General features: G+C 45.0%; 27 protein-coding genes and 2 pseudogenes. 17 read left to right on the top strand and 12 right to left on the bottom strand.

The genetic code is table 11. From position 1 onward, the window contains the following. From C7Y66_RS22185 to C7Y66_RS22175, 4 genes are all read left to right on the top strand, one after another. The coding region (locus tag C7Y66_RS22185; RefSeq protein WP_106547256.1) for a glycoside hydrolase family 10 protein at positions 1–1,941 on the top strand (1,941 nt) is incomplete at its 5' end. 107 nt (positions 1,942–2,048) lie between these two features. Further along, positions 2,049–3,950, top strand: coding sequence for a cellulase family glycosylhydrolase (locus C7Y66_RS22180; protein WP_106547255.1), 1,902 nt, complete (start codon positions 2,049–2,051; stop codon positions 3,948–3,950). Next, positions 3,914–4,114: a hypothetical protein gene (locus C7Y66_RS30635; protein ID WP_146149847.1), complete on the top strand. Its 201-nt coding sequence runs from the start codon at positions 3,914–3,916 to the stop codon at positions 4,112–4,114. The genes C7Y66_RS22180 and C7Y66_RS30635 overlap by 37 nt, the downstream gene beginning before the upstream one ends. A 23-nt stretch (positions 4,115–4,137) precedes the next feature. After that, entirely contained in the window at positions 4,138–4,320 is a 183-nt protein-coding gene (locus tag C7Y66_RS22175; protein WP_106547254.1) for a hypothetical protein, read from the top strand. Positions 4,321–4,459: 139 nt separating this feature from the next. On the opposite strand, the gene C7Y66_RS22170 is transcribed toward C7Y66_RS22175, so the two are convergent. After that, positions 4,460–4,999: a YIP1 family protein gene (locus tag C7Y66_RS22170; RefSeq protein WP_106547253.1), complete on the bottom strand. Its 540-nt coding sequence runs from the start codon at positions 4,997–4,999 to the stop codon at positions 4,460–4,462. Between the two features lie 28 nt (positions 5,000–5,027). Between C7Y66_RS22170 and C7Y66_RS22165 the strand changes: the two genes are divergently transcribed. From C7Y66_RS22165 to C7Y66_RS22155, 3 genes are all read left to right on the top strand, one after another. Then, positions 5,028–6,161, top strand: coding sequence for a hypothetical protein (locus tag C7Y66_RS22165; RefSeq protein ID WP_106547252.1), 1,134 nt, complete (start codon positions 5,028–5,030; stop codon positions 6,159–6,161). Further along, positions 6,162–6,596 (top strand): YidH family protein, encoded by a 435-nt coding sequence (locus C7Y66_RS22160; protein ID WP_106547251.1) that lies wholly within the window; start codon positions 6,162–6,164, stop codon positions 6,594–6,596. 131 nt (positions 6,597–6,727) lie between these two features. Next, entirely contained in the window at positions 6,728–7,303 is a 576-nt protein-coding gene (locus C7Y66_RS22155) for an isoprenylcysteine carboxylmethyltransferase family protein (RefSeq protein ID WP_106547250.1), read from the top strand. A 52-nt stretch (positions 7,304–7,355) separates the two neighbouring features. On the opposite strand, the pseudogene C7Y66_RS32605 reads toward C7Y66_RS22155, so the two are convergent. Further along, a pseudogene (locus tag C7Y66_RS32605) lies at positions 7,356–7,451 on the bottom strand (type II toxin-antitoxin system PemK/MazF family toxin); the annotation flags it as partial. Beyond that, positions 7,432–7,617, bottom strand: coding sequence for a hypothetical protein (locus tag C7Y66_RS22145; protein WP_106547249.1), 186 nt, complete (start codon positions 7,615–7,617; stop codon positions 7,432–7,434). The gene C7Y66_RS22145 and the pseudogene C7Y66_RS32605, both read right to left, overlap by 20 nt. A 223-nt stretch (positions 7,618–7,840) precedes the next feature. On the opposite strand from C7Y66_RS22145, the gene C7Y66_RS22140 reads away from it, so the two are divergent. Next, positions 7,841–8,497, top strand: coding sequence for an AzlC family ABC transporter permease (locus C7Y66_RS22140; protein ID WP_106547248.1), 657 nt, complete (start codon positions 7,841–7,843; stop codon positions 8,495–8,497). 102 nt (positions 8,498–8,599) lie between these two features. Next, positions 8,600–8,899, top strand: coding sequence for an AzlD domain-containing protein (locus C7Y66_RS22135; RefSeq protein ID WP_106547247.1), 300 nt, complete (start codon positions 8,600–8,602; stop codon positions 8,897–8,899). A gap of 28 nt (positions 8,900–8,927) precedes the next feature. On the opposite strand, the gene C7Y66_RS22130 is transcribed toward C7Y66_RS22135, so the two are convergent. Together C7Y66_RS22130 and C7Y66_RS22125 are read right to left on the bottom strand one after the other, a co-directional pair. Continuing rightward, positions 8,928–10,580, bottom strand: coding sequence for an ABC transporter substrate-binding protein (locus tag C7Y66_RS22130; RefSeq protein WP_106547246.1), 1,653 nt, complete (start codon positions 10,578–10,580; stop codon positions 8,928–8,930). 110 nt (positions 10,581–10,690) lie between these two features. Continuing rightward, positions 10,691–11,707: a sulfate/molybdate ABC transporter ATP-binding protein gene (locus C7Y66_RS22125; RefSeq protein ID WP_106547245.1), complete on the bottom strand. Its 1,017-nt coding sequence runs from the start codon at positions 11,705–11,707 to the stop codon at positions 10,691–10,693. Between the two features lie 355 nt (positions 11,708–12,062). Between C7Y66_RS22125 and psb34 the strand changes: the two genes are divergently transcribed. From psb34 to C7Y66_RS33500, 5 genes are all read left to right on the top strand, one after another. Beyond that, positions 12,063–12,233, top strand: a complete 171-nt coding sequence (gene psb34 / locus C7Y66_RS22120) for a photosystem II assembly protein Psb34 (protein WP_106547244.1) — start codon at positions 12,063–12,065, stop codon at positions 12,231–12,233. Positions 12,234–12,359: 126 nt separating this feature from the next. Then, positions 12,360–12,506: a hypothetical protein gene (locus C7Y66_RS31280; protein WP_158265977.1), complete on the top strand. Its 147-nt coding sequence runs from the start codon at positions 12,360–12,362 to the stop codon at positions 12,504–12,506. A gap of 9 nt (positions 12,507–12,515) precedes the next feature. Next, positions 12,516–14,021, top strand: a complete 1,506-nt coding sequence (locus tag C7Y66_RS22110) for a thymidylate synthase (RefSeq protein WP_106547242.1) — start codon at positions 12,516–12,518, stop codon at positions 14,019–14,021. Continuing rightward, positions 14,018–14,572, top strand: a complete 555-nt coding sequence (locus C7Y66_RS22105; RefSeq protein ID WP_106547241.1) for a dCMP deaminase family protein — start codon at positions 14,018–14,020, stop codon at positions 14,570–14,572. Before C7Y66_RS22110 ends, C7Y66_RS22105 begins: the two co-directional genes overlap by 4 nt. Positions 14,573–14,904: 332 nt before the next feature. Then, positions 14,905–15,372: an HNH endonuclease signature motif containing protein gene (locus C7Y66_RS33500; RefSeq protein ID WP_146149846.1), complete on the top strand. Its 468-nt coding sequence runs from the start codon at positions 14,905–14,907 to the stop codon at positions 15,370–15,372. Positions 15,373–15,551: 179 nt separating this feature from the next. Here the strand turns inward: C7Y66_RS33500 and C7Y66_RS22095 are convergent, their stop codons facing one another. From C7Y66_RS22095 to C7Y66_RS33495, 4 genes are all read right to left on the bottom strand, one after another. Then, complete coding sequence (locus C7Y66_RS22095; RefSeq protein WP_106547239.1) at positions 15,552–16,313, bottom strand: response regulator transcription factor; 762 nt, start codon at positions 16,311–16,313, stop codon at positions 15,552–15,554. A gap of 51 nt (positions 16,314–16,364) precedes the next feature. After that, positions 16,365–16,799: a Fur family transcriptional regulator gene (locus C7Y66_RS22090; protein WP_015153738.1), complete on the bottom strand. Its 435-nt coding sequence runs from the start codon at positions 16,797–16,799 to the stop codon at positions 16,365–16,367. 393 nt (positions 16,800–17,192) lie between these two features. Next, positions 17,193–18,197, bottom strand: coding sequence for a GTPase ObgE (gene obgE, locus C7Y66_RS22085; protein ID WP_106547238.1), 1,005 nt, complete (start codon positions 18,195–18,197; stop codon positions 17,193–17,195). Positions 18,198–18,253: 56 nt separating this feature from the next. Next, the gene (locus C7Y66_RS33495) at positions 18,254–18,922 is read right to left on the bottom strand and encodes a Mo-dependent nitrogenase C-terminal domain-containing protein (RefSeq protein WP_106547237.1); all 669 of its coding nucleotides are present in this window, start codon (positions 18,920–18,922) and stop codon (positions 18,254–18,256) included. Positions 18,923–19,032: 110 nt separating this feature from the next. On the opposite strand from C7Y66_RS33495, the gene C7Y66_RS22075 reads away from it, so the two are divergent. Next, complete coding sequence (locus C7Y66_RS22075; RefSeq protein ID WP_015153741.1) at positions 19,033–19,401, top strand: EamA family transporter; 369 nt, start codon at positions 19,033–19,035, stop codon at positions 19,399–19,401. Between the two features lie 366 nt (positions 19,402–19,767). Next, entirely contained in the window at positions 19,768–20,505 is a 738-nt protein-coding gene (locus C7Y66_RS22070) for a hypothetical protein (RefSeq protein ID WP_015153742.1), read from the top strand. 109 nt (positions 20,506–20,614) lie between these two features. Here the strand turns inward: C7Y66_RS22070 and C7Y66_RS22065 are convergent, their stop codons facing one another. Together C7Y66_RS22065 and C7Y66_RS22060 are read right to left on the bottom strand one after the other, a co-directional pair. Further along, positions 20,615–21,175 (bottom strand): phycobiliprotein lyase, encoded by a 561-nt coding sequence (locus C7Y66_RS22065; protein ID WP_106547236.1) that lies wholly within the window; start codon positions 21,173–21,175, stop codon positions 20,615–20,617. Between the two features lie 125 nt (positions 21,176–21,300). Beyond that, the gene (locus C7Y66_RS22060; protein WP_015153744.1) at positions 21,301–21,969 is read right to left on the bottom strand and encodes a HEAT repeat domain-containing protein; all 669 of its coding nucleotides are present in this window, start codon (positions 21,967–21,969) and stop codon (positions 21,301–21,303) included. An 831-nt stretch (positions 21,970–22,800) separates the two neighbouring features. On the opposite strand from C7Y66_RS22060, the gene C7Y66_RS22055 reads away from it, so the two are divergent. Continuing rightward, a complete protein-coding gene (locus C7Y66_RS22055; protein WP_146149845.1) occupies positions 22,801–23,064 on the top strand; it encodes a hypothetical protein in 264 nt (87 codons plus the stop codon). Between the two features lie 149 nt (positions 23,065–23,213). On the opposite strand, the pseudogene C7Y66_RS33490 reads toward C7Y66_RS22055, so the two are convergent. Next, positions 23,214–23,309, bottom strand: a pseudogene (locus tag C7Y66_RS33490) (photosystem II protein D2); the annotation flags it as partial.

Genomic DNA, 23,309 nt, shown 5'->3' with positions numbered 1-23,309 from the left:
GGACAAGGGGGACAAGGGAGCAGAGGGACAGAGAAGAATTCACCAATTACCAATCACCAATTACCAATTACCAATCACCAATCACCAATTACCAACAACAAACTACCAGCAGATGAGGCGATCGAACGAATTGCCCCACCAGGTTTAGATGGGGTACAGGCATTTGCGCTTAAACAAGAGTTAGATAATCTGATTGGCAGATTTGAAAGCGCTCAGTTAGCAGCTCGTGCTTTTAGTGGCAGCATAGCTAATCATAATGCAACGGCACAGCTGACTAACTCTGAAACAACCGCTGTGGCAACAACTGGCTCCTTTGTGGGTACGTTACCAGAATCGGCAGCTAGGGCAGTGGCAGAGGCGAAAGCAATTGCCAAAACTTTACCCCAGGCGATCGCTCAAAAGGACTTTGCGGGGGCGCGTCAGCAATGGCACAAAGCACAAGCACTACTATGGCAAAACTACCCCGTCGAACAGTACGCGGCTCAACCAGAAATTCGGGCGATGTGGCTAGACCGAGGTAGTATTATTCGTGCGGGTTCGGAGCAAGGATTGGCAAAGATTTTTGACCGTCTCGCCGCTGCTGGCATCAATACAATCTTTTTTGAAACCGTTAATGCTGGCTATCCGATCTATCCCAGTCAAGTTGCACCTCAACCTAACCCACTAGTTAGAGGCTGGGACCCATTAGCATCAGCGGTGAAGTTAGCCCACGATCGCAATATGGAGTTACATGCCTGGGTGTGGACTTTTGCCGTAGGCAACAAGCGTCATAATACGCTGATAAATTTACCCGCAGATTATCCAGGACCCGTCATTGCCGCTCATCCCGAGTGGGCGAGTTACGATAATCGCGGGAGTTTATTTCCGCCCGGTCAAGGTAAGCCATTTTTAGACCCAGCCAACCCCGCCGCCAGACAATATTTATTACGGCTTTATGAAGAAATTGTCAGCCGCTACAACGTGGATGGTTTGCAACTAGACTACATCCGCTATCCTTTCCAAGACCCCAGCGCCGACCGGACTTATGGTTACGGAATTGCCGCCAGGCAGCAGTTTCAACAACTGACGGGTGTAGACCCAACGACAATTAAACCAAGCGATCGCGATTTATGGCAAAGGTGGACGCAGTTTCGCACGCAACAAATCGATAGTTTTGTCGCTCAAGCTTCCCGCTACTTGAAGCAAAAGCGCCCTAACTTGGTGATGTCTGTGGCTGTCTTTCCTCTATCAGAACACGATCGCACCCATAAGTTACAGCAACACTGGGAAGTCTGGGCAAATCGCGGCGATGTAGATTTGATCGTGCCGATGACTTATGCTCTAGATTCCTACCGTTTTCAGCGCCTCGCCCAACCCTGGATTACCTCTAGCAAACTCGGTTCGGCTTTGCTGTTGCCAGGAATTCGCTTGCTGAACTTACCAACTATGGGTGCATTCGACCAAATTCAGCTCGTTAGAGACTTACCCGGGAGCGGTTACGCCCTTTTTGCTGTAGAAAACCTCAACGATGAACTCCAGCAAGTTTTTCACAACACCCAAGGCACAAAAGTCAAAGTGACTGCACCAGTCCCTTATCGTCAGCCTTTCCACACAGCAGCGGCGCGTTATGTTAATTTGCGCCAAGAGTGGCAATTCTTGCTGGCAAACGAGCGGCTTTGGTTGAAGGGGACGGCACTGAGTGAGTTTAATACTCGATCGCAAAACTTAGAGACTGCTTTGGATCGCTTAGCTCAAACTCCTTCTGCCAGTAACTTAGCAGCAGCTAGAACAGCTTTAAATAGCTTCCAGACTCAGTTTAAAAATTGGATGCGATCGCAAGCGTTAGAAAATTCTTACCAAGTCAACGTGTGGTCAAATCGCCTGACTACTCTTGAAAGGCTGTTAAATTATGGCGAACGAGTTGTGCTGAAATCATCGTCACCTCTGGCTAGGCAGCGCTAGAATGGCAACTGTTTGTTAATCTCGCGCAAAGCCGCAAAGACGCAAAAGATTAGCCTTAGCGCCTTCGTGTCTTTGCGCGATCGCTTTTCCAGAGGATAGGTAACGCCATGAGAAAAATTTCTTTTACACTCATATTTGTTATGGCGTTTCTTTGCATAATTTTTATTGGATTTTCTCCAGCAGCAAGTGCAAAAGAATTTACTGTGAGAGGTACGAAAATTTTTGCTCCTAACGGACAGCCGTTTGTAATGAAAGGAGCAAATATTGGCATTTGGACAGATCAATCGAGTGCCAAAGATGTGAAATATATCAAAAATGTCTGGAAGTTTAATACCGTCAGACTATCATTAGTACTGAAACCAGGTAGCGATCCGAATTGGTTTGTCACCGATAAGCTAATAGATAAATACGTCAAAGCCTATGCTGGCAGTAATCCCAGAACAGTAATTATGCTTGAATGTCACGACCATTCAGGTAGTTTTTACACTGAAGATTCCAATCCATCCTTACAAGATTTACGTAATTTTTGGCGCAAAATTGCCACTCGTTATAAAAATAATCCCTATGTCTGGTTCAACATTATGAACGAACCAGGGGGAACAAATAAAGTCGAAAAATATTGGTATGACATGCACAAACTGCTAATCCAAGATATACGCAAAGCAGGTGCAAATAATATTATTGTAGTTGATGGTTACAACTTTGGTTCTGAAGACGGCAACGGCACGACCAAAGCTAACTTTATTAAAGACTCTACCAGTGCGTTTTTAACTTACGGACAACAACTTTTAAAAACCGATCCGAGAAGAAGAGTTGTCTTTAGCCTGCATACTTATGTTAATTGGAATTGGAATTTAAATAAACTCGATAATTTTGTCGATCGCGTCCAGAAAAAAGGATTGGCAATGATTATTGGCGAGTATGCTGCCACTACAGGCAATTCACAAGCAGATTTAGACGTGACGGAAGCCGCCCGTATATCTTTGGCAGTGGCAAAAAAGCGTGGTATTGGCAGACTTGTATGGCATTATTGGGCATGGGATTGGAACGCACTCGCAACGTCCGATACGGGTGGGGCGAGTGGCGATAGTGTTAATAAAACAAATGGCAGTCGCCCGACGAATTTAACTTGGTTGGGCGAACAAGTGTGGGATGATTCCCATAATCTCTCCGAACCGAAACGAGGAATTGAACTGAATCGTTTTGCTTGGAAAGCAAGTAGTTCGGGAGGAAATGCCGCAGCCGCAATTGACAATGACTTTCGGACGCAATTTGCGATCGCCAATGCAAGTTCTAGTAATTGGTTTGCTGTCGATCTGGGTTCGTCGCAGTCGTTCAATAGAATCGTGATGGATTCTCGCAAAGCCGCTAGTAGTTTTTTACGAGACTATCAGGTCTATGTCTCTAATACGGCAAAGTCAAAAGGAAAGTTGGTTGCCAGTGTCAAAGGAAATGCAATGGCACGAATGCAAGTGTCTTTTCCGACGCAAAAAGCTAGGTATATCAGAATTGTCCCGCAAAGATTTGCGAAAAAGTCAAAGCCCGATTGGTCGTTTGCCGAATTTTTAGTTTATCGTGCTGGAACTGAAAGAACGGTTGTGGGCAAAAATGAATTAAATTCGCGTAACTGGCAAGCCTCAGCCAGCCGCAAAGGTACGTGGGATCGAGAAGCGCCAGATATGGCAATCGATCGCAACTCAGATACGCGCTATACCAGTGGAGATGCGATCGCAAATGGCGATTGGTTTCAGGTCGATATGCGATCGCCCCAAACAGTTAGAGCGATCGTCATGAATGTAGGATCTTCAGGAGACGATTACTTGACAAGATTTGAGGTTTATGTAGGTAACAATCCCAACCAATTTGGCAAACCAGTATATCAAGGTCTAGGTTCTCCCGTGACGAGGATCGGCTTAAATTCTCCTGTGAGAGGTCGCTATATTCGCATCGTCAACAAACAAGAGAAAAAAGCTTGGTGGTCGATCCACGATTTTCGGGTGCAGGCGTAAGCTTTATAGCTTTCTATCGAAATTGCGATCGCAGTGTTCTACTTCAATTGCGATCGCAGCATTCTACTTCAATTGCGATCGCAGTGTTCTACTTCAATTGCGATCGCAGTGTTCTACTGCAATTGCGATCGCAATATAGAGACAAACTCGATACAATTTTCTAAAAGGCGAGTTCAAGTTAGGAATTATGTACTCAGACGCAGACCGTCCAGCAAACAACAATTCTTCCAATGAAGAAATTCCTATTTTGCGGCGACAGTCAATCCATCCCGATAGTCTCAAGTTCATGGATATGGCAAAAGAGCTACTCGACAGCCCAGAAATCAAACAAGCAATCTCCGACGAAGGACAGGAAAAATCCCAAGAGTAGTTATCAGTTGACAGTTATCAGGGTGTGGGGAATTGGTAGTTGGTAATGGGTAATGGGTAGTTGATGGTTGGTAATTGGTAGTTGCGTGGTGCGCGATTTAATTCCGAATTCCGAATTCCGAATTCCGAATTCTGTCTTTTCAGGCGATCGCTCTGACTAGACCGATTGTCATTTGAAGCGGTATCCAACCGATTAAACAGATCGCGATCGCCCAACCAGGGGAAATATCTAGACCTTGGCGGACTGCTACAATTGCCGCTAGCAAACTCCACACGGCTAAAATTCGCTCAATTGGTTGACCCAATAGAGGAACCAGAGTTAAAAAGTTGAGAGCTTGGGGGGCGTAAGCCAAGCCTAGAGGAATCATCAGCGCTCGATAAGTTACGTGATTTGGTTTAAACCAGTCACCAATTTTCCAAATCGTCAAAGTCCAAAAGTAGTAGCCGATGACGACACCGATCCCACTACCCAAGAGCCTCAAAATTAACAACGGTAGGGGAATTCGGTTGATTAAAAAAATCACAGCACTACCAAGAGAGTAGGAGATGGCTGCAAGAACAACCACTATTTGGGCGAAGCGGCGGTTTTTCGCGTTGATCGGAATATGTTCGTAAAAATTAGGGTCTAAAGTTAGTGCTTCCCGTAGTAAACTCCAAAGATTGCTATTTCGATCGCGCACTTTAAATTCCTTGAAAAGTGAGTAGTGAATGGTTAATGGTCATTCGCAACTACCAACTACCAACTACCAATTACCAATTCCAATCAATCTTATGGTGAGGTTTGTCAATTGGCTGCGGAGCGGAAGCTTAAGACTGCTAGTTCTAGCGGGAATTATACTTTTGATTTGGGGCATGTTCTCACCCGTGGGAACTTTGGTTTGGTGGCTATCTCAAGAAGTGGAGAGTTTGGGGCTAAAACCAAAGCCAGATAAGCAATTGCGATTGAGTGGCAGTTCAAATTCTCAGGCGCAGTCGGCAAATATAAATTGTTACATTGTCTTTTTAACAGGTGTGGGAGATTTTTCTGCTAACCAGCTATTACCTGGGGAAGAAGTCTTTCTCAACCGTCTCGAACAAGCGCATCCTAACTGCGTTACCGTACGCGATGTCTTTCCCTATTCAGCCGCAAATGAAAGTTTGGGGGGAGAGCGCTTTTTAGCTCCCTTGTGGCGTTTTGCAGACGAGGCTAAAGGTTGGTATGGTGTGGCGGATGTATTAATAAAAATTCGCAACCTCTGGCGTTTTGCGATTTCTGCCGACGATCGCTATGGAAAAGTCTATAACCTGGGGATTGCTAACGCGATCGTTGACCGGATGCAAGCAGCTCACCCCTTATCCCAAACCTCTCAGCAACCAATTAAGATTCTATTGATGGGGACGAGTGGTGGCGCTCAAGTTGCCCTTGCCGCAACTCCATATCTCGCTCGATGGCTGCCAAACACTCAAATTGCAGTTGTCTCGATTGGAGGTGTGTTTGGTGGCACAGATGGTTTTAACACGGCTGACCAGATTTATCATTTACAAGGTCAACGAGACTGGGTAGAGGATATTGGCAGAATTATTTTTCCCTCTCGCTGGATTGGGACGGTAGGTTCGCCGTTTAATCAGGCTGTCAGGCAGGGTCGTTATACGGTACATTCGAGCGGACCGCACGAACATGATGGTGCAGAAGGCTATTTTGGTATGGAGATAGTTGGCGAGAAAGGCATGAAATATGTAGATTTAACGCTACAAAAGGTGAATCAGTTGCCGATTTGGTCGCAAGAGAAAAGCAGTGTTAAATATATCTCGGTCAGAAGTTACGCAGTCGATTCCCCAACTCCCCTTCAATTGGGAATCTGAATGAAAAATAGCACGAACAGAAAATCGGAAATCGATCGCCAACGGGAACATCAAGCCAACGAGCGGACTTTCTTAGCTTGGTTGCGGACTGCGATCGCTTTAATTGGTTTTGGGTTTGCGATCGCTCGATTCGGTCTATTTCTGCGCCAACTTCAAACAGCCGTGACTCAACAACCTACGGTTGCCGATCGCAATTTAGTTAGCTCCGAGAATTTGGGGGTTAGCCTAGTTGTAGTTGGCATCTTCACGATTGCCTTAGCAGCTTGGCGATATAACCGAGTTTTTGGGCAAATTGAAAGCGGTAACTATCGCCCCAACCGTTTAGTGATTTGGCTTTTGGCAGTCATTATGATGGCTCTGGGAACTATGAGTATTCCACTAATTCTGGGTCGTTCTGCATCATCTCCACCTAAATCTGAGCGCGATCGAAATTGATTCGCAGGCGATCGAGAAGACACAATCGAGCTTTTAATAATTACTTGATTTTCTGCATCTTAAGCGTCGGAGTTACGCCAGGAAAATATAGTAGTTCTAGATGATTTATTTCTGTATTTAGAAAAGTCAGTATGACAATTACAACTGTCTCGGCATACCTCTTGATTGCTTGCTACTTTGTGATGGAGCGTTCGTTGAGAAAAGGTGAACAGGCACTCAAGCTCAAACCAGGACTAGCTGATGCAGGCAGTTCTCAAGTGCTGTGGAGCAGTGGCACGATCAGTATTTTGCTGGTCATTACTGCGCCTATCTTAAATACTTATGAAGTCGGATACTGGAGCCATGCAAATGTTGGCTGGCTGGGATTAACACTGATGCTTGGTGGATTAGCAATGCGATATTGGGCTGCTAAAACGCTGGGTGAGTTTTATACAAGGACATTACAGGTTATCGAAGGGCAGAAAATTGTAAATCAAGCTCCGTACAACGTTATTCGCCATCCTGGATATCTTGGAACATTACTGATGGAGATAGGCGCGGGATTAGCCGTTACGAATTGGGTTGTGTTGATAGCTATTGTAGTTATCGGAATTACGTCCCGGGCTTACCGAATTGGTGTAGAAGAGAAGATGCTAGAAGCAAGTTTTGGAGAAGAATACAAGATATATGCAGACAAAACTTGGAAATTAGTTCCGTTTCTGTATTAAAGCTATAGCCAGCGGTATTTCACCTATAGATTGTGGCAAACGAGAGTTCAAAGGGGGTAGGATCGTAGCGAGACACAATGATGACAGGGCGCGTCTTGGCTGCAAGTCCTAAATCAGCCAGCCACACCTCACCTGGTTTTAGGTTCATCAATCAAATCCAACACTTCTTGTTCAACTGCTCTAGAACGAAGAGTATCTAAAGCGTCTTGGTCTGCCAGTTCAATAATCTCCACCAGGTATTGTCTCACCTGATGAGCAATATCAAGTTGCCATTGGCGCAGTTTTATGTCGAGTCCTTGGACTAAAGCATCCATTTCAAGTTCTCACGACAGGATACGATATTTGATTCTATGTTAATGTGTCAACCAGTAGGCTAATACTGCATGAGAGCAGGCAGGCGAAAATCTCGTGCTTCGTTTCAAGGTATTTGCCACCACTGAAACACGCTGTTACTGAATAAATCTAGAGCAAGATCGTTCAAGACTGAATTTGCCCCCACTAACTAAACTAATGCTGTAGCGGATTCGAGAACGGTCAATGCATGAGTTTTTGAAAGGCATTCATCGCGCCTTGGGGGTGGGAGTTGGCTATTTCCCTGTAGCGATGAGTTTTGGGGCGCTGGCAACTGGGATAGGTGTATCCACGCCAGCAGCAGTTACTATGTCTATTTGGGTTTATGCTGGTGCTGCCCAATTTGCCGCTTTGGAAGGAGTGAAGCAAGACTTATTCTGGGTAAGTATCGTGCTGACGATGCTGTTGATTAATTTGCGGCATATTCCGATGAGTCTGGCTAGCGATCGCATTTTTAACTCTTTTGGGCTAGGACAGCGATTATTCCTGGCTCACGGGCTTACAGATGAGGCTTTTGCTCTAGATATTACTAGCAAACCGCGATCGCATTTCTACTATTTCGGCATCCATATTCTATGTTGGTTGAGTTGGATCTCTGGAACTTGGTTGGGATGTCAAATCGGGGCAAAGTTACCCGTACAGTGGCTGAGTTTTGCTTTGCCGAGTTTGTTTATCTGTCTTTTAGTCGATAGTATTGGCGATCGCCTCGGTAGAGAGTGGTTGGTAGTGGCGATCGGTGTTGGTTTGGTACTGGTAACTCAAGGTTGGGGAACGTGGGGTTTTTTACTCTCGATTTTCGGGGTGACTTTCGTGGCTGTGGTGTTGCCTAAAATTTTTCCGTAGTTGCAAAGGGTTTTTTAGATCGCGCAAAGACGCAAAGGCGCAAAGCGACTTCTCGTAGGAGTAGACGCAAAGTTAAGAACGCTAAGAAAGGGTGAAGTTTAGATGCATGTTTGGTGGGTAATTTTACTGGCTGGTTTGGGTACTTTCTTGATGCGAAGTGTGAGTATTTGGGTAAGGACGGATCGGCTGCAAGCGGGTTGGTTGGATAAAGTTGGTTTTGCGGTAATTTTAGTAATGGCTACTAGTAGCGTGGCTGATTTGGGAGAGTCAACTGTAGAAATTTGGGGGGCGATCGCTGCAAGTATAGTTGTTGTAGTTGCAAGTATTTATAAGCTACCGTTTCTCCTACGTATCGCCTTTGGTTGTCTTGTCTTTGGCGCGATCGCTAGCCTACGATTGTAGAGACGTTCCATGGAACGTTTCTACAGATCTATCCTTTTTTCATCTGCCACAAGGGAAGTTTCAAAATCGGGTCGATTTGTACGCCTTGAAGTCCTTTTTGGGCAAAAACGTAGTCTTTATTTTGAACTAGAGGAATAATTGGCACGTCTTGGGCAATTAAATCTTGAATTTCGCCAAAGATTTTTGCCCGCGCTTGCGGATCTTGTGCTTGGCGCTGTTGGGCAATTAACTTGTTCATGCGATCGCTGTAGTAGAACGAACCTTGGCTTTGACTAGCACCATTCTCGCAACCGCTAGCGTCGCCTTTGGGACAACTCAAAAATGGTTGAATGTAGTTATCGGGATCGCCAAAGTCGGGATACCAATCTTGTAAAATTGCCTGATATGCTCCTTTGGCTTGGTTGGCGAAAAAGGTAGCTGATTCTTCTGGCTGGGGCTGAATTTGAATTATCCCTTCAAGTTTCTGCGCTGCATATCCCCTCAAAGTGCCTGCAATTTGTTCTCGAATTAGGGAATAGCCAGGATAAACGACTTGCAATTTCAACGGGTTCTCTTTGGTATATCCCGCTTTGGCTAGTAAGGCTTTTGCTTTCTCTACATTCCCATCGCCATAAGTTGATTGAAACACGGGTTTGTAACTATCAAAGGTATCGGGCAGCATACTGTAGAGTGGTTGTGCCTGATTTTGGTAAACTCGTTGTATCAGTAGGGGACGATCTATCATTGAAGCGATCGCCTGTCTGACTTCCAATTGGTCTAAAGGCTTTTGCTTGACGTTCAAAATCATGTGGGTGACAGTATTGCTTTTCTCTTCAATTGCCTGCCATCCCTTTGATGTTGCTTGCTGCTTTAAACTCTCTACCTGTTGCGGATCGAAGGTTTGATAGGCAATATCTACTGCACCCGTACGGAAAGAATTGTATAAGTTTGCTGCATTCGAGAGAATTTGAAAGTCAATACCTTGATTTGTCGGTTTTGCGCCCCAATATTTATCAAATGCATCCATCCGTACCAAATTCGGTGTAAACTGCCTTAACTGATAGGGTCCCGTGCCAACAAATTTTGTCGGTAAAAATTTGCCGCTACCAATTTGATAGGCTTTGGGAGAGACGGCGCACATCCCTGGAAAAGCCAAGACTGAAGGGAACGCCGCAAAAGAGTTTTTTAATTTAATTGTGATTTCCTCTTTTCCTGTTGCTGCTACAGAACTGACAACATCCGACAGCAGCGCGCTTGGTTTTCCGCCATTTTTGATAAACCGATTTAGGGAAAATGCCATCGCTTCGGCGTTGAATGGAGTTCCGTCATGAAAAACGACTCCTTGACGGATGGGAATCGTGTAAGTCAATCCATCTTGACTGACTTTAGGTAAAGCTGTAGCTAGCTGAGGTTCTAGTTCTCCCGTACCTAATTTGTATGTGTAGAGGCGATCGCATAAGCTAGTAGTAATATTACTGCCTGCTAACTCGTAATTATCTGCGGGATCGATCGTTCTCGGTCTTAGTGTCGTCCCCACTGTAATGCGACTGTTACCGTCACTACCACCAGGAGTAGGGGTTGTTGTCTGTGCTGGCGGACGGGAAGTGTTACAACTGACAATCAGCAAGCAGCATAGACTTAGCAGACTAAAGAATTTTCCCCACGACCAAAATTGTTTGCGCGATAAACCAAACCAGTTCATATTGTTTTCTTTTCGATTCCGCAAGTAGCCATTGTTCAGTGGTCATTTGTCAGTGTAGAGACGTTACATGTAACGTCTCTACACATTTAGATTGATACTTCCCAATGACATTAAATCGAATAGTATAACGGAAAAGATTTCGCTTCTCTGGGTTTGACATAAACCTTTTGCTGCGGTTCGAGTTGCAGCTGGTCGAAGCGATCGCGTGTTAAGTGCGCCATGACCACTTGTCCGTCGTCCAAGGTTAACTCTGCCTGAATTTCCCAGCCCAGATGAATAATCCGACTGACTCTTGCAGGGACACTCGTAGCGTTAGGTTCTGTCTCGATCGCCACATCCTGGGGACGTAAGAAGATTTCTGGATGGGCAGAATCAAACCCGCTACCCTGAAATATTTTCGCCGTACTCGGTAACACGTTCACAGGACCAATGAAACTCATCACGAATGCTGTAGCAGGACGATCGTAAATTTGGGCTGGCGTTCCTACCTGTTCGACTTTACCTTTGTTCATCACCACGATTTCATCAGCAACTTCCATCGCCTCCTCTTGGTCGTGGGTGACAAATACTGTTGTAACGTGGACTTCATCGTGGAGGCGGCGCAACCAAGCGCGTAAATCTTTCCGCACTTTGGCATCTAACGCCCCGAAGGGTTCGTCTAGTAACAAAACTTTTGGTTCTACCGCTAGCGCCCGCGCCAAGGCGACTCTTTGTCTCTGTCCGCCTGAAAGTTGCGAAGGATAGCGATCGCCCAATCCTTTTAATTGTACTAACTCTAATAATTCTTCTACCCGCCCTTTAACTTTCCCTTTGGTGGCTTTGCGAATTTCCATCCCAAAGGCGACGTTTTGGCGTACCGTCATGTGTTTGAACAACGCGTAGTGCTGAAATACAAACCCAATATTCCGATCCTGTACGCTCTGATTGGTCGCATCTTTGCCCGTCAGCAAGATTTTACCGCTATCTGGCATCTCCAACCCCGCGATCAGACGTAAAAGCGTAGACTTACCCGATCCTGACGGACCCAACAAAGCGACTAATGAACCACTTTCAATCTCTAAACTGACGTTTTCAACAGCGGTAAAACTGCCAAACTGTTTCGTGACGTTTTCTACAACAATACCCATTTTGATTGAGGTAGGGGCTAGGGGCTGGAGGCTGAGGAATCAGTTGTCAGCATTCGACAATAACTTATCCCTCTAATTTCCAGTTTATCGGTGGGATTACAGTAGATATATACCATACATTAGCAGCTCTTGTCTGCCGAAACTGAGTTAGTCAATACATTACAACAATTCTTTTGTCTGTTGGTAATGGGTAATGGGTAATGGGTAGTTGGTAGTTGGTAGTTGGTAGTTGCTCGCCGAGCGATAAGTTCTACTTTTATTTACTATTTATTTTTTATTTGTCAAGCTATCTTGCTTTTTCGTAACAATATTGTTACATTAGTTTACAAGAGTTAAGAAACAGGAAGTAAACACTATGTACACGACTACCAACGAAGAAGGCATTCTAAATAACTACGCTACTGAGCCACAAATGTACTACTCCGAGTATCCATCCCCAGAACAACAGAGTCGCTATGCTTTTCAAGGCGCGATCGCTGGTTTACTTGTTTTAGCTACGGTACTAGTAGCTCTTATTGCTAGCTAAGTTTTTTGTAATATCAATATTCAAAGTTTCGACAATAGTAGCTCCCATCAGCATTTAATTCCTCCTCTTGCACCTCGGCTTTTGAGTCGAGGTTTTTTGTTGCCCAGCAGTTTTATTTGTGAAGTTGTGCTAGCTACTCGCGTAGATATGGATGTGGGTTATTTTGCTACACAGAGCAAATTGGTAGCGATCGCCGATGACGAATGTAAAAAGATACGAGTAACTGGCAATTTTGTTTCAGGTTTAGGTATTCTACAAGAGTTACTTTTGTGATGTAAGCCTGTGACAGTCACCGATTCTACAAAACAGTACCATTACAGACCTTCGCATAAACCAAACCAGCTATTATATGGCACTGGACAAGTTGCAGTCGTGACTGGTTGGACTGTCAAACAGGCGATCGCCAAGCATTTGCAACAGAGCGAATATGCAGTCATCGGACAGTTATACTCGCCAACGCGGGGAATTAACTTGCTGATCCGCAATTTACTCGCCAATCCTCACGTTCGTTTCTTAGTCGTTCTCAACGCTACTAAAGAAGATAGAAACTCAGGGGGTACGAAGTGCTTGTTAGATTTTTTTGAGCATGGCTTTGCAGCAGGGTCAAGCGATACGGGAAAGCACTGCTGGATGATTCGTTCCTCCATTTCTGGGTATATCGATCTGGAAGTCGATGCTCGTGCATTGGAACAGTTGCGGCAAAATCTTGTAGTCAAGGAAGTGTTTTCGATTACTGAAGCAGTTGAGCAGACGCGCAATTTTGTTGCTGTGACTCAACAACAAGAAATACAGCCTTGGGGTGTGCCTTTAGAATTTCCTATAGGGAGTGTAGTTCCTACAGTTTTACCTGGGACTCGTTACGGACATCGAATTGAAGGAAAAACAATTGCTGAAACTTGGGTGAAAATTATTCACCGAATCAAAACGACAGGAACAATTCGACCTACTGGCTACGATGGGCAATGGCAGGAATTGATCGATTTGATGGCAATTGTCACTGATGAACCAGAGGGTTTCTATTTTCCCGAACCAAATTATCTACCATGCGATCGCGCTTTTATTCAAGAATATCTTTCGCAGATTTTAGACGACCAGCCCTATAGAGAAGGGGTGAAATATAGTTACGGTCAAAGATTGCGATCGCATTTTGGTCGGGATCAAGTCGAGCAGGTGATTCAAAAGCTGATTGGAGAGATCGATGCTGCTAGTGCCGTCATGACACTGTGGGATGTGAAAGACCATGAAAAAGGTGGTAGCCCATGTTTAAATCATATTTGGGTGAGAGTTGTCGAGCAAGAAATATCATTAACAGCGACGTTACGCAGTAACGATATGTTTTCTGCATGGGCTGCAAACGCTATGGGATTGAGAGCATTACAACAGCATATTCGAGATGAAATTGCCGCTCGTTCTAGTTACGATTTACGCATGGGACCGCTGATTACAATGAGCCAATCAGCCCACATATATGACGATACTTGGGAAAACGTAGATCGACTGATTAAGCAGCAGTATGCGGTAATTTCTAAACAATTAGACTACAACGATCCATGTGGAAATTTCCTAATTGAAGTTACAGATGGTGAGATAGTTGTTACCCAAACAACACCTGGTAGCGGTGAGGTTGTTGCCTGCTATTCTGGGAAAAATCCCTTGAAGCTATTAAGAGAAATTTGTGCTGCTTCTCCTTCTATTCGTCCAGATCATTCTGGATATTTAGGAATGGAGTTGCAAAAGGCATCCGAGTGTTTGAAAACAGGAAAGTTATATAACCAGGACGGAAAATGACAGCTAGCGATGACCAAAGACCAACATGGAATGAGTACTTTTTAATGTTGGCTAAACTAGCAGCTACTCGTTCAACTTGCCTTGCTTTTCCAGTTGGCGCGGTAATTGTTAAAAACAAGCAGGTTGTAGCAACAGGTTATAACGGTTCGCCGTCTGGTTCGGCTCATTGTACTGCTCAAGGATACTGCTATCCAGGGTTGAGCAGTTGTGACGCTAGTAAGAGCCTACCATCGCGGGCTGTACATGCAGAGGCAAATGCGATCGCCCAAGCTGCCAAACACGGTACATCTACTGATGGGGCGAGTATTTATGTCACCCTAGAACCTTGTCTATCTTGTTTAAAGTTAATTATTTCAGCTGGGATTAAAGAAGTTTTTTATGAAACTTCCTTTAATGGTCGAGAAAATGCTGTAGTTAGAGATTCTTTTGTCACGGAAGGATTAGTTACTTTGGCACAAATTCATTTATCTGAAGCAACGAAGGAAAAAGCTGCTTTATTCCTGCTCAATCCTACATCTATTGCTAGGTATGAAAACACTTATATTAGCTAGTTTTGTGAATTATGACACTTTGAACACGCGATTACAAGCGTCGAGCGTTGGTCATTCAGGCAAACAGCTTTCCCTGCTGACATAGCTGTAAGGCTTGAATTTTGACGGGACTGGCGCGTCTCGAACGCGCGACCTAGCGCTTCAGATTTGTGTGAGTTTCCCCACTCTCTGGACTATACCTTCACCATAGGCTTTTAGCCCGTAGGTGGCGACCACCTAGTCTCTACACCTTCCAAAGTCTTCCTGAGTTTTAAGTTTTAAGTTCTAATAGATACTCAAATAGATACTCAAAACTTGCTATTCACTTTACTTTGGCTTGGCTCGGTATTCCCATGAAGTGCAAACATTGCGGTCAGACAACAATCAATCCAGCTTTTTGTAGTCGCTCGTGTGCTGCTTCCTACAACAATCAGAAGTTTCCTAAAAAGAGGAAGGGTCACAAGCCGAGATACTGCAAACACTGCCGTATACTCGTGACTGGTAGAAGAACTACTTGTGATATTTGTAATCCCTCATACGTAGATTGGTCGTGTCTTACTCTCAGTGAGCTGAGGGCTAAAGCCCTATACCAGCATTCAGCTAGAGTTCGTCAAGTTGCTCGAAACGTCTACCGTCGCTCCAATCAACCCAAACAATGCATCATCTGCGGCTATAACAAACACTATGAGGTTTGTCATATTAGACCCATACAGGACTTTGCAGAGGATACACCCATAGCTCAGATCAACGACATTAACAACTTAGTTGCTCTATGTCCTAATCATCACTGGGAGTTCGATCGCGGTCTGCTAACTTTTTAGAGTTCACCGACTTCGATCGCATTCATACATAGAGTTTCCTCTATGATGCCCGATAGTTCAGGAGGCGCTCGCTCTATCCAACTGAGCTACAGCCCCAATCCTTTGCGATCATAGCATCAGAAGTCAAAAGTCAAAAGTCAGAATTCAAAAGTCAAAAGTCAGAAGTCAAAAGTCAAAAGTCAGAAGTCAAAAGTCGGGTGAGTAACTGGTGGCTTGGAATTACCCCCTTGTCTCCCTTGTCTCCCTTGTCCCCCCTGTCTTCCTTGTCCTTCCTCATTCCCTACCGCTAACAACCGATCGACAACCCACCGCGCTGCTAATAATTCTCGCCTTTGTCCTGCCAACATAGCGCGATCGAGTGTAGGGAGTCCAGGTTCTTGCAGCCTTGCTGTGACTTGCGCCAAATTACCGTTTATTTGTTGCAAACCCGATTGGCGCAGACGATCGCGGGTTCCGATTAAAAACCATTGGAAGGGCGGGTTTGTCTGTATTGTAGGTTGGCTTCCAGACACATCTGATAAACCCACCCCTACAATTTTCGACTCCCAATAAGATCGCCCTGCTACCAATTCTCGAATTATATGAATTATTTCCTCTGCGGTAATTCCTTTATGACAAAATCCCTCTACACCCGCTTGTCTTGCTGCGGCGAGTTGACTGGGTTCGGGGTGGCAAGTCAGTATGAGGATCGGCAGGTTGGGATATTGAGTTTTGATTTGCTGACATAGTTGCCATCCCATGATAGAGGAATCAGACAATCTCAGCTCGACGATCGCTACGTCTATTCCTATTGCTGATACATTCTGCAAGCCAGCCTGACTATCGGCTGCTTCTGCTGCTACTCGTATATGTGGATCTTGCTCTAAAACGACCCTCAAACCCGTGCGGTAGATAGAGTCTGGATCGATTATTAGTAGGTTAATAGGGCGATCGCTCATCATGCGTTATTTGGCTGCTTCCATGCAGAGCGTACCGCAAATTGTTGTTTTTTGTTACTGCCTGTAGCCGTAAAAATTAATGCTATAGTCAGTAATTTTTACACCTGTCCTGGCTTCAACCTCCCGCAGCAAGCTTTCTGGCAATTCCACCTCAACATCAAGAATTTGAGCCGTATCCAGACAGTTGATGTGGCTGTGGGAGTCGCTGATATTACCGTACAGGCGACCGTCAGCACGCTCGATGCATTCTATAATACCCTGGGATGACAGTGCTTCTAAGTTTTGGTACACCGAGGTGTGTCCGATGTCTTTACCTTGCTGGTTGAGGCGATCGTAAATTTCTCTTGCCGATAAGTGTTCTTTAGCCTGCCATAGTAACTCTAGTATAAAACGACGCTGGCGGCTGACGCGCATACCTAAGTGCTGACACCGTTCTAAAGCATCTTCTAGAGATCGAATTGGTTTTACTGCTGCCGCTTCTTGTTGCATATCCGCATCTTTGAGCTAAATTTATGTAGCTTAACTACCCATGTCAATGAGTGATGATTTTATCTTCTATTTAGTTTCAAACACTGAGTCTGCTTTGAATTTGTACTAAGAGCTTCAGGTTAATACGTTTAATCCCATACCGTTGCTAATGACGTTTCGCTTTTGTTTGGAAAATTACAACCTGCATAAAACTGTACGAGACTTAACAATTAACTGTCGAGTTCTTAGTTACTTATATGAACTCATTACAAGTTTAATCTATTTTGGATGTAAACGTCTATCAGTTATCAGTGACTAGTGGCTGGTGGCTAGTGGCTAGACAAGAATCTAGTTCCGCAGCGCCAAAGCGCCACTTCCCAACAACCAACAACCAACAACAAATGACCAATGACACTATTTAGCAGTATTGAGTTCGTCGAGCATAGACCAGACTTGTTGCATCAGTGCGTCCAATCCTTGACGGGTGACAGCTGAGATTGTTAAGACTTGCATTCCAGTCTTATCTTCTAACTGTTGGACGATCGCCTTTACCGTGGCTTCATCTACTGCATCGACTTTATTGAGAGCTAAGATTTGGGGACGTTCTGCTAGTCCGCGATCGTAGGCAATTAATTCTTGCTGGATAATTTGGTAGTCAGACAAAGGCTGTTCGCTACTAACGTCAACTAAATGGAGTAATAACCGAGTGCGTTCGATGTGACGTAAAAATTCGTGTCCTAACCCAGCTCCTTCATGCGCTCCCTCAATTAACCCAGGAATATCAGCAAATACAGTTCCGTCACCCGTTGGCTTGCGGACGACTCCTAAATTCGGTACTAGGGTGGTGAAAGGATAGTCGGCGATTTTCGGTTTAGCAGCAGATAAAGCAGAAATGAGAGTTGATTTTCCGGCATTAGGTAGTCCAATAATGCCAACTTCTGCCAACAGTTTTAACTCTAAGCGCAATAGTTTGTGTTCTCCAGGCAATCCTGGTAGAGCATACTCTGGAGCGCGGTTGCGGTTACTTAAGAAATATTTATTACCCAGTCCTCCCTTACCACCTTCAGCCACACACAAAACTTGACCTGAAAGGACGAGATCGCCGATAATTTCTCCAGTTTCCCGATCGTAGACAACCGTACCGCAGGGAACCTCAAGATATAGGTCTTCGCCTGCGCCTCCCGTGCAGTTATTCGGTCCACCACGTTCGCCATTTTTGGCTTTAAAACTGCGGGCGTACTGAAAATCTAGCAAAGTTTGCAGATTTTCCATTGCTACTAAGAACACAGAACCGCCTTTACCACCATTTCCGCCAGCAGGTCCGCCAGCAGGTACGTACTTTTCTCGGCGGAAGGCGACGATTCCATCGCCACCTTTACCAGCTAGCACTTCAATTTCCGCGCGATCGATAAATTGCATGATTGGTTATTTGTCATTGGTCATTTGTCATTTGTCGCATCTATGACTAATGACTCTTAAATATATTCTGAAACATCTTCGCCACAGTCATCTGCCAAGTAGGACAAGGCACGGAAGCGCAAGCCTACTAGTTGTTCGTATAGTGGGTTGAGCTTGCATAAAGGGGGAATGTGGACGACTTTATGACCGAAGAGTTTGATATCTCGTTCAAAAGGACATTGGGGAGGTATCATTTTACATAAAAAATGGGCAACTTTGGGATCGTGGATTTCTAACCCATCGAGCCAGTCGCGCACGGGGTGGAGTACATCTATATAAGGATGAGAACCTAACTCATCTTGCGGGCGATCGCCGAGATCGCATAGAGTATGACGCAGGGAGACAAGTACGTTATCTTGTAGACCGAGGGCGTGGCAGAACTGATGTAACAGATCGTCTTCGGGGGTAGAGTAAGTACCATCGGCGATCGCCACCATGACAGCTGTGCGTAAAAAGTTTTCTGCCATGTTCTGGTTTTGTCCCAGCGCCGCAGCAAGTTCCTCTACTGTAATTGGTGTCATGGCACTTAGTTTGTCTGTGGGTTTTAATTCTCCTAGTGCCAGAGTCGGAATGAGTTCTCGTTCGTGTGCCTCAAAATCACCATCTGCCCAGGCTACTGCCAGTAAACCGCGCAGCCAAGCTTCAATTTGCTCTTGCGTATTTGGAGAAATTGCCAGATTTGTCATAAAGTTTCTACCTACAAATTTACCAAAACATGCCGAAACAATATTAGCGTTAGCGAGAGCCTCGCTAGCGTAAACTAGTAAACCGAATTAATTGCCACAAGGATTGTTGCGTGACTTTATCAGAATTCGGATTGTTCTTAATTTCGATCCTAGCGAGTGTAGCTGGGCAATGGTTACTCAAAACAGGCGCATTAAAGTTAGGAAAAGTTAATGCCACTAATATGGTTAGCCATTTACTCGGAATCCTCAGCACTCCAGAACTGCTAGTAGGATTGGCTTGCTATGGCATGGGAGCATTCTTCTACATTCTGGTATTGACGAGAGTAAACCTAAGTGTTGCTGGTCCCGCTGCTTCCCTGTCCTATGTTTTCTCAGTCATATTGGGTTATTTTGTCTTTCGAGAGTCAATTCCTTTAAATCAAATCATTGCTTTAGGATTTATCGTTGCTGGAGTCATACTATTGGTATGGCGAAAGTAGAGACTGAGGGATTCGGAATTGAGAATTCGGAATTATTAACCTCTTGTCTTTCGTTTCATGTCTGCGATCGCGCATTGCTCTGCTGTACGGAAAGGTTGTAACCACACAATTCTTGGCGATCGCACGGAGAGCTGCAAAATACTCGTCCCTACAATCCTGACAACTGATAACTTCGTACAGACGTTACATGTAACGTCTGTACGCTGACAACTGAATCACCGATCTCTGCTGCCAAATTAAAACAATATAAATTTCGTTGTGCAGTTAGGCAAGAGCAACTTAATATCCTTACGGGGGGATTGTGCGTATAAATAAAATTAGGCTAAATTCGATCGCATGTTTTATTGTAGAAGTGTAGGCTAGCTAATGTTGACACAAGCTTGGAATTCAACTGCTGATAGCGCAGTCGCATTATTACTACACTATATTTTCGACCTGGGTGGTCATAATGCTCGCGAATTAGTCGAACGCTGGCTGAGGTTTTATCCGGCGAACTGGGTGCGCTTGGCAGCAATCGAAGCTCTTTACCAAGGTCGTTACAAGGCAGTCTCCGTCGAGCAAATCTTAAGTATCTGGCAGCGGCGAGGTCAGATTCAACCTCATTTCAATTGCGAGTTTGAGCGACTTGTCTGCGGCAACATTCAACCGCGCTTGAGCGCCCAGCCAAGCTACCCGCTATTACCCGAAGTTCATTATCGTCCAATCGCGATCGCACCTGTTACACCACTGAATCGTGGCGATCGCCGAACCAGTGAAGCGAGAACGGATACCACTTCTACTCAACCCAGGCAACTGAATGATGTTGCTCGTCACCTTCATAAAATTAGAGCTAACGCCAGTCATAAACGATCGGCTGCGGTTGCAGTCGTAGAGATTGCTCCTAATGCTACTCCTGCAACTGCTGAAAAACGTCAGGCATCAGATCGAGAGAGTCAGCGCGATCGCCACGAATCCGATCTAAAGCGCCATCATCCTTTACCAAGTAGTGCTTCACCTAAATCGAGCGGTAGTTTCCACCAGCCACCAATTCGTCAATTTAACCCAGGAACTACAAAAGCTTCTGATTTTTGTACTAAACTCAAAGCAATTTCTCAGTATCACTAATAGCAGGGAGCAGGGAGCAGAGAAAGAAATATTGCTCCTAAGTTCTGACTTGGGACTTCTCCCCCCTCTTCTTTGTCTCCCTCAGCTCTCTTTCCCGTTCCCTCAAAAATTAGCTTGCATTAAAAGCTTCTACTGCTTGTGCAGAGGGCTGCACTCCGCCCATGCGAATTTCAGAGGTAAAGGAAGCCATGCTGAAGCCACCAAACCGCTTTAAGACGCTAACTCGCATCCGTAAATTAGGGCTAGCAAACCACAGTCTCTCTTCGGAAAACATGGTTTCGTACTCAGTAATTAGAGTCAGTGCTTTATCGCCGCCCATCATGTAGCGTCCGGCAACAGGGGCTTTTTCAGCATAACCCATTTCCCGTAACAGCTTACCTTGGTTGGGATTATCGGCATCAGGGACAGAAACCAGCACGGTAGAGCCAGTGTGTTTTTCTTCATCCCATTCCATCGTTCCATTCCAGCTGACTCGCGCCCCGCACGTTGCCAAGCCAGGTTCGATTCCATATTGTTCGCAAAGTTTAATCACCTCTGGGCAATCCAACGCCAGCGTTTCAATTACAATATCCGATTTGCCATCCTCAGCTTGTTTAAAGGCAAGGTGGTGACTGGTGCGATGGGAAAACCATTTACCAGCACTCAGCTCAAAAAACTCTTGAATATTCATGCAGCTACAATCCTAAAGCAACAGTTCTTAAAATTTCTCTTAATTTAGACTAACAAGAATAGGGTATGGGGTTTGGGGTAAGTTGATTCGGAATTCGGAATTCCGAATTCCAAATTCCGAATTCCCTAGTTTTCGCCCAAGCGTTGCAGTGAAATTCTGGCGGCTTCAGCGACTTGAAAATGATTGTCTTTTTCCATGTATTTAAGGGCGGAAACACTTTTAGGACTGGGAAGGTTGCCTAATGCTTCTGCTAGACGCTGTCTTACCAGCCAATCTTCCGCTTGAGCAAAGCGAAGAATTGGCTCGATCGCTTCTAAGTCTCTAATTTCGCCAATTGCCGCGATCGCTGCCTGTTGTATGACTATTTCATCACTATCTAAGGCTTGTAGCAAGACTTGCCGAGCGCGATGATCTTTGAGGTTGCCCAGCGATACTGCTGCACTAAAGCGGACTAGCCATTCTGTATCTTCATAGAAAGCCCGAATTAATGGTTCAACTCCACGCGGGTCGCCCAAATACCCTAACGCGCCAGCGGCATCAGCGCGAATGCCGTAGTCTGCGTCGGTTTCTAGCAAGCGCACTAAAATTGGATAGCATTCGTCTGTATGCTTTATACCTAGAGCAAATACAGCCATCGAGCGAATTTGCAAAATCTCATCATCGAGGACTTTTTTAATCAAAGGTACGGCTTCAACAGCTGGGACGTGACGCAGCTGGGCTAAAGCCACCATGCGATCGCGACTATTGGGGCTGTCTAGCTGAGCAGAAATTTCCTCTGTGCTAGGATGAGCCATGAATTTAGAACCACCTTTTACAATCTTCTCTAGTCTAGAATTATCATTCTTTGAGCCTATAAATAAATTCTTCCAATAGAAGTAATTGAAATGGTAATTGGTAATAGGTAGTTGGCTCGACCTTGGTTTGTCTTTGCGCCTCTGCGTCTTTGCGCGAGATAAAAAAATCAATTACCAAAACCAGTCAAATTCCCCTATAAAAAGCTATCCGCTCTTACTAGGGATCTTGCGATCGAAGTAAGAGCGGTCTAGTTGGGTCTTCAGATTGAAACCTGACTGCCGGAAGGAACTCCAAACCAGCCTGGGTCTTTGAGTTATCTCAGTCTCAAAAAGACTAAGGCTAACTTTAGAGAACGGCTCCGGCGCGCAGCCGGCTAGCTTCAACCTGATGACCCATGCATTTACTACTTTCTATCATGGGCATCACCTCCTTGTTGCCTAAGCGGTCTTAGTCTCAAGAGGTCAGAGCGTTTAGCCCTGCCGTCGTTTGCTTTACTTACGATAACACACGATTTACCTTTTGCGTGAAATCAGTTATCAGTTGTCAGTTGTCGTAGGGGAGGACAGTTGCGTGCGGGGGTATCCCCCGTTGATTTGCTTCTGCGTTGCGGGGGTGTCCCCCGTTGTAGCACGTCGCGTCAAACTGTCCGTGCGAGTTTAGCAAACAGATTCACGGGCTTTAGCCATAATCTTCGTTCAAAACCTGCTTGTACAGTTATCAGTTATCGTCAACTGTCTTCATGGAGTGTAGCGCAGCGTTTACCGTCAACTATTCACCTTCTTCATAATTTAGCGATCGCCAAAACAAGATTTGATTAAGCAGAGCAATTTATGATACTTTTCATGATCCGTAGGGGAATGCTTTCAGCAGAATCGAAGCACGACTTATTGATTATGCTGGCAGCAAAACCCAAGCCTAAACTTTCTACCCTTCTATTTTTTATTGCCTTCAGCTTGGCTGTACCAGCATTTTTTAATCTCAAAGTTTGTCTTCCTCCAGCAATGTTTTGCTTTCTGCTAGGAAGCTTAGTAGAGGGAGTCGAAGTTGTAGCAGACAAGAATCAGAAGCATCGAGATAAAAGATTCAAAGCGTAGTCGATCTCATCAAAATGCAAAGCACAAAAAAGCCTCCACTAAGTTGTGGAGGCTGTAGTTTATAAAAGGAAGAAAGTCAACATCCTATCGCAACCCATAGATTGCTAAGCATCAAGTCGAGAGGTTCGTAAAAACTTCTCTTGACAAGATTAGAGTGCGTTACCGCGAGGTAGAACCTCCTCAGGGAACTCGAAGTTTTCGTGGGGTTGGTCTTGAGGAGCCATCCAAGCACGGATGCCCTCGTT

The organism is Chroococcidiopsis sp. CCALA 051, assembly GCF_003015105.1.
In the GTDB taxonomy this organism is placed as follows: domain Bacteria; phylum Cyanobacteriota; class Cyanobacteriia; order Cyanobacteriales; family Chroococcidiopsidaceae; genus Chroococcidiopsis; species Chroococcidiopsis thermalis.
This window is presented reverse-complemented; position numbering and strand designations above follow the sequence as displayed.

Bases quoted from the DNA above. Each gene is read 5' to 3' on its own strand.
- C7Y66_RS22130 (WP_106547246.1), bottom strand. From the start codon at position 10,580: ATGAACTGGTTTGGTTTATCGCGCAAACAATTTTGGTCGTGGGGAAAA.
- C7Y66_RS22105 (WP_106547241.1), top strand. From the start codon at position 14,018: ATGACAGCTAGCGATGACCAAAGACCAACATGGAATGAGTACTTTTTA.
- obgE (WP_106547238.1), bottom strand. From the start codon at position 18,197: ATGCAATTTATCGATCGCGCGGAAATTGAAGTGCTAGCTGGTAAAGGT.
- C7Y66_RS22140 (WP_106547248.1), top strand. From the start codon at position 7,841: ATGCATGAGTTTTTGAAAGGCATTCATCGCGCCTTGGGGGTGGGAGTT.
- C7Y66_RS22135 (WP_106547247.1), top strand. From the start codon at position 8,600: ATGCATGTTTGGTGGGTAATTTTACTGGCTGGTTTGGGTACTTTCTTG.
- C7Y66_RS22145 (WP_106547249.1), bottom strand. From the start codon at position 7,617: ATGGATGCTTTAGTCCAAGGACTCGACATAAAACTGCGCCAATGGCAA.
- C7Y66_RS22165 (WP_106547252.1), top strand. From the start codon at position 5,028: ATGGTTAATGGTCATTCGCAACTACCAACTACCAACTACCAATTACCA.
- C7Y66_RS33495 (WP_106547237.1), bottom strand. From the start codon at position 18,922: ATGACAAATCTGGCAATTTCTCCAAATACGCAAGAGCAAATTGAAGCT.
- C7Y66_RS22175 (WP_106547254.1), top strand. From the start codon at position 4,138: ATGTACTCAGACGCAGACCGTCCAGCAAACAACAATTCTTCCAATGAA.
- C7Y66_RS22180 (WP_106547255.1), top strand. From the start codon at position 2,049: ATGAGAAAAATTTCTTTTACACTCATATTTGTTATGGCGTTTCTTTGC.
- C7Y66_RS33500 (WP_146149846.1), top strand. From the start codon at position 14,905: ATGAAGTGCAAACATTGCGGTCAGACAACAATCAATCCAGCTTTTTGT.
- C7Y66_RS22060 (WP_015153744.1), bottom strand. From the start codon at position 21,969: ATGGCTCATCCTAGCACAGAGGAAATTTCTGCTCAGCTAGACAGCCCC.
- C7Y66_RS22055 (WP_146149845.1), top strand. From the start codon at position 22,801: ATGATACTTTTCATGATCCGTAGGGGAATGCTTTCAGCAGAATCGAAG.
- C7Y66_RS22160 (WP_106547251.1), top strand. From the start codon at position 6,162: ATGAAAAATAGCACGAACAGAAAATCGGAAATCGATCGCCAACGGGAA.
- C7Y66_RS22155 (WP_106547250.1), top strand. From the start codon at position 6,728: ATGACAATTACAACTGTCTCGGCATACCTCTTGATTGCTTGCTACTTT.
- C7Y66_RS22125 (WP_106547245.1), bottom strand. From the start codon at position 11,707: ATGGGTATTGTTGTAGAAAACGTCACGAAACAGTTTGGCAGTTTTACC.
- C7Y66_RS22070 (WP_015153742.1), top strand. From the start codon at position 19,768: ATGTTGACACAAGCTTGGAATTCAACTGCTGATAGCGCAGTCGCATTA.
- C7Y66_RS22065 (WP_106547236.1), bottom strand. From the start codon at position 21,175: ATGAATATTCAAGAGTTTTTTGAGCTGAGTGCTGGTAAATGGTTTTCC.
- psb34 (WP_106547244.1), top strand. From the start codon at position 12,063: ATGTACACGACTACCAACGAAGAAGGCATTCTAAATAACTACGCTACT.
- C7Y66_RS22095 (WP_106547239.1), bottom strand. From the start codon at position 16,313: ATGATGAGCGATCGCCCTATTAACCTACTAATAATCGATCCAGACTCT.
- C7Y66_RS22090 (WP_015153738.1), bottom strand. From the start codon at position 16,799: ATGCAACAAGAAGCGGCAGCAGTAAAACCAATTCGATCTCTAGAAGAT.